This window comes from Shewanella sairae (genome assembly GCF_023283535.1).
Taxonomy (GTDB): Bacteria; Pseudomonadota; Gammaproteobacteria; order Enterobacterales; family Shewanellaceae; genus Shewanella; species Shewanella sairae.
The window spans coordinates 49,079-55,078 of record NZ_JAKILT010000035.1 but is presented as its reverse complement, the minus strand read 5'-3'; the positions used below and the strand labels follow the sequence as shown (position 1 = coordinate 55,078).

Sequence of the window (6,000 nt, the reverse complement as noted above, 5' to 3'; positions counted from 1 at the left end):
TGTAGTCACGTTGTGTACGTTTACTGCGGATTGCACCTGAGGGTTTCATAGATAAGTCTCCAAAGTGTCAACTTATCTCAGGACGGGACATATTAATAACCCTATAAAGCCCTAATTAAAGGGCTTTTTATTTTGTTAATTAATTTAGCTCGATAGGGTTAAACCTTGTGTAAACAGCGATCGCTGCTCCAGTTTAAATGGTACTTTTCACCTGCAGGTCTATCGGTACGCTCAAAAGTGTGCGCGCCAAAATAGTCACGTTGACCTTGCAGCAAATTTGCAGGCAATGTGACGCTGCGGTAACTGTCATAATAGGCCAGCGCAGAGCTAATACACGGCGCAGGAATACCGCCCATAGCCGCTGTCGAAACCGCTATACGCCAATCATGTTGTTTATCAGATAATCCTTTAGCAAACGTATCTGCCATCAATAGATTCTCAAGTTCACTATCTTGCTGATAAGCTTGAGTAATTGATTGCAAGAATGTGGCTCTGATAATACAGCCTGCTCGCCAAATCTTAGCAATTTCAGCAAAGTCTAACTGCCAACCTTGCTCTTTAGCTTGCATCGCCATCAACTGGAAGCCTTGGGCATAACAAGAAACTTTAGCGCAATAGAGTGCATTTTCAAGCTGATTGATAAAGGCTTGCTGCTCTTCCACTTTAATAGACTCAGAAGGGCCGGATAACAACTGGTTTAATTGCTGTCTTTGAGACTTTTGAGTACTCACCGCTCGCGCATATACGGCTTCGGCGATTGTTGGCGCTGGGCAACCTATTTGCAGGCTGCTGACCGCTGTCCACAATCCTGTGCCTTTTTGGCCAGCTTTATCGAGGATCATCTCAACCAATGGCGCGCCAGTTAATGGATCGGCCTGCTTAAGCACATCGGCACTTATCTCCATTAAGTAGCTATTTAAGCTACCTTGGTTCCAACGCTCAAATACATCGCCAACTTCTGCCGCAGTTAAACCTAAGCCCTGATGAAGTAATTGGTAAGCTTCACAAATCAGCTGCATGTCAGCATATTCAATGCCGTTATGTACCATTTTCACATAATGGCCTGAACCCGCAGGACCAATATAAGTTGTGCAAGGCTCGCCCTCGATGACTGGGTTACCAGGCTCAAAACGCTCAATTGGTAAACCAGTTTTAGCATCCACTTTAGCCGCAATCGCCTGCCAAATTGGTTCGATGCGATTCCAAGCGGTTAAACTGCCGCTTGGCATTAAAGACGGGCCAAACCGCGCACCGACTTCACCACCCGAAACTGCGCAGCTAAAGAATGCAAAGTCTTTACTATAACGCTGCTCACGCTCAACCGTATCCGTCCACAGACTATTGCCAGTATCAATGACGATATCATCGCTTTCGATACCCGCTTCGATTAGCGATTTACACACACCATCTACTGGTGCGCCAGCAGGCACTGAAAGCAGTAATACACGTGGTTTTTCTAATTTAGATAACATTTCAGAAAGATTGTTACAGCCTAAGATCCGCGGCTCTGTTATCTGTTTTAGGTACTGTTTACGCTCACGTTCTTCTTGCTGCACAGTGTCTTGCACTTTATGTGCGTCAAGATCAAACGCTGCAACTTTATACTGGTTGTCAGCTATATTTAGTGCAAGGTTCTTGCCCATTACACCTAAGCCAATTACACCGATATCATAAAGCTGATTTTGGTTATTCATGTAGATTAGTTCCGTAGGTCACAGAGAGTTACCCATCTATTATTTTTTATAAGCAACAATCGATACCATTGCTTATTGCTGTGATGGGTTTAATTTTGTTAGCGATTATACAGACTTTGGTAACTTAATTACTAGATAAAGGCTAACGAGTTAACAAATCACCTTAATCGCTTTAATCTAGTTCAAAAACAAAAAAGCTGAAACCTAGGTTTCAGCTTTAAAATCGACTGGACGCTTTGACTATTCAAACAAAATAACCCGCTCGTTTTGCTATACGGATAATAAACTCATACGTGAGCATCGGCATACCCCATACGGGTCAAGGTGTTACGTACAATATCTAAAGTAGCTGGATCTTCAATGGTTGCGGGCATTTTATAGCTTTGGTTGTCAGCTATATTGCGCATTGTGCCGCGAAGGATCTTGCCACTACGGGTTTTGGGCAGCTTTTGCACTGCACTTACCAGCCGAAATGCTGCTACTGGACCGATTTCTTGACGGACCAAAGCCATTAATTCTTGATTAAGTTGCTCTTCATTGAGCGTCACGCCATGTTTAAGTACCACCAGACCCAGTGGTACTTGACCTTTTAAAGCATCTTTAACACCAATTACCGCCGCCTCAGCAACCGCTTCATGCTGGCACAGCACCTCTTCGAAACGTCCAGTCGATAATCTGTGCCCTGCAACATTTATAATGTCGTCAATACGACTCATAATATACAGATAACCCTCTTCATCCTTATAACCAGCATCACCAGTGAGGTAATAACCCGGATACATAGATAAATAGCTATCTTGATAACGCTGCTCGTTTTGCCAAAGCGTGGTTAAAGTGCCCGGTGGTAACGGCAATTTTATTACCACATTGCCAGACTCATTAGCGCTAACTTCATCGCCCATCACATCGACTACATCAATTTGATAACCGGGCACAGCTAATGCAGGCGAGCCCGCTTTGACCTCAACTGGCGCGTACCCCATCAAGTTTGCCGCCACAGGCCAGCCGGTTTCAGTTTGCCACCAATGATCAATGACTGGTTTTTTCAGTGTATCTTCTGACCAGTGTAAAGTGTCTGGATCGCAGCGCTCACCCGCTAGAAACACATTCTTCAAACAACCTAAGTCTACGTCTTGTAGATAGTTGCCATTGGGATCGTCTCGTTTAATGGCACGAATCGCCGTTGGCGCAGTAAAAAAACTTTTAACCTTATATTTAGCAATTGTGCGCCAAAACGCACCGGGATCGGGCGTACCAATAGGTTTACCTTCATACATAATACTGGTCGCGCCGACCAATAATGGACCATAAACAATATAAGAGTGGCCAACGACCCAGCCCACATCAGATGCTGCCCAAAAGGTATTGCCACAGTCGATGTCGTAAATATGCTTCATTGACCAAGTCAGTGCGACCGCGTGACCACCATTATCCCGCACTACGCCTTTAGGTTGGCCCGTTGTACCTGAGGTATATAAGACATAGAGTGGGTCGGTCGCATCAAGTGGCACACAGCCAATATCAGGTGCTGCTGCAACCGCACTTTGCCAATCTCGATCTCGCTGGGGTAAAAGCTCTGCTTCAAGCTGACTTCTATTTAGCACTAAGCAATGCTCAACCTTATGTGATGCCTGCAAAAGAGCATCATCGAGTAGCGGTTTATAGGGTACAACGCCCGAAGGTTCAATACCGCAAGAGGCCGATAAAATCAGTTTAGGTTTAGCATCATTTATGCGAGTTGCCAGTTCATTAGCAGCAAAGCCACCAAACACTACAGAGTGGATAGCCCCAATACGTGCACAAGCTAGCATAGCAAAGGCTGTTTCTGGCACCATGGGCATATAAATCACCACCCTATCGCCCTTTTTAACGCCAATTGAATCCATGTATCCAGCCAGTCTGCTTACCTGCGCGAGTAATTCTCGGTAAGTGATAGAATATTCGCAATCAGTTACAGGGCTAACATATTGCAGCGCGATCTGCTCTCCTCTTCCCTGAGCCACATGTCTATCGACCGCGTTATAGCAAGTGTTCATCTTGCCACCAGCAAACCATCGATAAAAAGGCGCATCACTGTCATCAAGCACGCTATTCCAACAAGTATGCCAGTCGATTTGATTAGCTGCGTCAGCCCAGAACTCCTCGGGTTGGTTAATTGACTTAGCATGCAATTGTTTATGCTTTTGTTTCACAATACTGACTCCCTGTTTGCTTGTGCATGGCGATTAAACGCTCTTGTTGCGATGACTTTTTATTCGCTTAAGGTCTAATAGCATTATGCTCCGACGATTAACAAATCCCCATTAGACCTTAGAATAAGTAAGTGAACTCGCAGTTAAACAGCTTAAACACAGCATAAAAGTAAAAAATAAAACACTTTTAAACAATAACTTAAGCAACAGTAAGTGTTTGTAGCTTGCAGACGAAAATACTTATTCGTATTCGCTTGTGGAAACTGCAATTGACATGAAAACAATGTGAGCTAAACCACACAAACTTTACCTTTACGTAAACTTCATATATCGTGCAGTAAATGTAAATAAATATGGTGTTTTTTGATGGCAGAAACTCAGCTTTCACAAACGACTTACTCGATCAGTGATTTATCAAAAGAGTTTGATATCACCACCCGTAGTATTCGTTTCTATGAAGACCAAGGTCTTCTTAAACCTAAACGTCGTGGTCAAACACGGATCTACAGTCTTAAAGATAGAGTCAGACTGAAACTTATCCTTCGTGGTAAGCGTTTAGGATTTTCACTGGCTGAAACTCGTCGATTATTCGAACTATACGATGCCGATAAAAACAGCAGCAGTCAATTGCACACCATGCTTGAGCTAGTAGAAGAAAAGAAAGTCTCACTACAGCAGCAAATGGACGATATCAAAGTGGTGTTAATGGAGCTCAATTCTGCCGAGCAACAATGCCGCGATGCACTTGCAAACAACACCTAATAATAAAGCCTAAATAAAGGCGATTAACCATAGTTAAATAAGCATCTCGGCAAAGATCGGTGAGCTTTAAACCAAACAAAATTGACAGGACACAAGCAAATGACCCAACTCTACACATCTCTAAATTTCGGCCTTGGTGAAGACGTCGATATGCTGCGTGATGCAGTACAAAGTTTTGCCGCTAACGAAATCGCGCCATTAGCAGAAAAAACCGACCGAGATAACGCCTTTCCTAACGAGCTTTGGCCAGTTTTAGGTGATATGGGTCTATTAGGCGTTACTGTATCTGAAGAGTATGGCGGCGCCGATATGGGCTACCTAGCCCACGTTGTGGCAATGGAAGAGATATCTCGCGCCTCAGCATCTATTGGCTTAAGTTACGGCGCACACTCAAACCTTTGCGTTAACCAAATTAACCGTAACGGTAATAGTGAGCAGAAAGCCAAATACCTGCCAAAACTAATCACAGGTGAGCATATTGGCGCGCTGGCCATGAGTGAACCGAATGCGGGTTCAGATGTGGTTTCAATGAAACTGCATGCCCGTAAAGAGGGTGACAGATACATACTCAACGGCAACAAGATGTGGATCACTAATGGTCCAGATGCCCATACCTATGTGATTTACGCTAAAACCGATCTTGATAAAGGTGCCCAAGGCATTACTGCATTTATCGTTGAGCGTGGCTATAAAGGTTTCAGCACCGCGCAAAAACTCGACAAACTCGGCATGCGCGGTTCAAACACCTGTGAACTGGTATTTGAAGATTGTGAAGTACCAGAAGAGAATATTCTTGGCGGTCTAAACAACGGCGTAAAAGTGTTGATGAGCGGCCTTGATTACGAACGTGTTGTGCTATCAGGTGGCCCTCTCGGCATTATGACGGCATGTATGGATATTGTTGTGCCATACATTCATGAGCGTGAGCAATTTGGTAAATCAATTGGGCAGTTCCAGCTTGTTCAAGGCAAGCTTGCCGATATGTACACCGGCATGAACGCTGCAAAATCTTATATCTACAACGTGGCTAAGTCGTGCGATCGTGGTGAAACTACTCGTAAAGATGCCGCTGGTGCAATCCTTTACTCAGCAGAGCTTGCCACCAAAATGGCATTAGATGCAATTCAACTTTTAGGCGGCAATGGCTACGTCAACGAATACGCCACAGGCCGTTTACTACGTGATGCCAAGCTCTATGAAATTGGCGCCGGCACCTCAGAAATTCGCCGTATGCTAATTGGCCGCGAACTCTTTAACGAATCTAAGTAGCCTAAGCCTTTCTATAAACAGACAAGCATCAAGGCGGCTGCTCGACGCCGCCTCACTCAAACAGCTTCAAAAGGATTGAAATT

General features: G+C 44.4%; 4 protein-coding genes. 2 read left to right on the top strand and 2 right to left on the bottom strand.

Annotated features, from left to right (window positions below; all coding sequences use genetic code 11):
- Nucleotides 1-158: 158 nt before the first annotated feature.
- Both gndA and L2748_RS14895 read right to left on the bottom strand, forming a co-directional pair.
- Nucleotides 159-1,694, bottom strand: coding sequence for an NADP-dependent phosphogluconate dehydrogenase (gene gndA, locus L2748_RS14900; RefSeq protein ID WP_220782464.1), 1,536 nt, complete (start codon nucleotides 1,692-1,694; stop codon nucleotides 159-161).
- A 287-nt stretch (nucleotides 1,695-1,981) separates the two neighbouring features.
- A complete protein-coding gene (locus L2748_RS14895) occupies nucleotides 1,982-3,886 on the bottom strand; it encodes a propionyl-CoA synthetase (RefSeq protein ID WP_220782463.1) in 1,905 nt (634 codons plus the stop codon).
- Nucleotides 3,887-4,252: 366 nt separating this feature from the next.
- On the opposite strand from L2748_RS14895, the gene L2748_RS14890 reads away from it, so the two are divergent.
- Both L2748_RS14890 and L2748_RS14885 read left to right on the top strand, forming a co-directional pair.
- On the top strand, nucleotides 4,253-4,648 hold the full coding sequence (locus tag L2748_RS14890; RefSeq protein ID WP_220782462.1) for a MerR family transcriptional regulator: 396 nt from the start codon (nucleotides 4,253-4,255) through the stop codon (nucleotides 4,646-4,648).
- A 99-nt stretch (nucleotides 4,649-4,747) separates the two neighbouring features.
- Entirely contained in the window at nucleotides 4,748-5,917 is a 1,170-nt protein-coding gene (locus L2748_RS14885) for an isovaleryl-CoA dehydrogenase (protein WP_220782461.1), read from the top strand.
- Nucleotides 5,918-6,000: the final 83 nt, after the last annotated feature.

Bases quoted from the DNA above. Each gene is read 5' to 3' on its own strand.
- L2748_RS14885 (WP_220782461.1), top strand. From the start codon at position 4,748: ATGACCCAACTCTACACATCTCTAAATTTCGGCCTTGGTGAAGACGTC.
- gndA (WP_220782464.1), bottom strand. From the start codon at position 1,694: ATGAATAACCAAAATCAGCTTTATGATATCGGTGTAATTGGCTTAGGT.
- L2748_RS14890 (WP_220782462.1), top strand. From the start codon at position 4,253: ATGGCAGAAACTCAGCTTTCACAAACGACTTACTCGATCAGTGATTTA.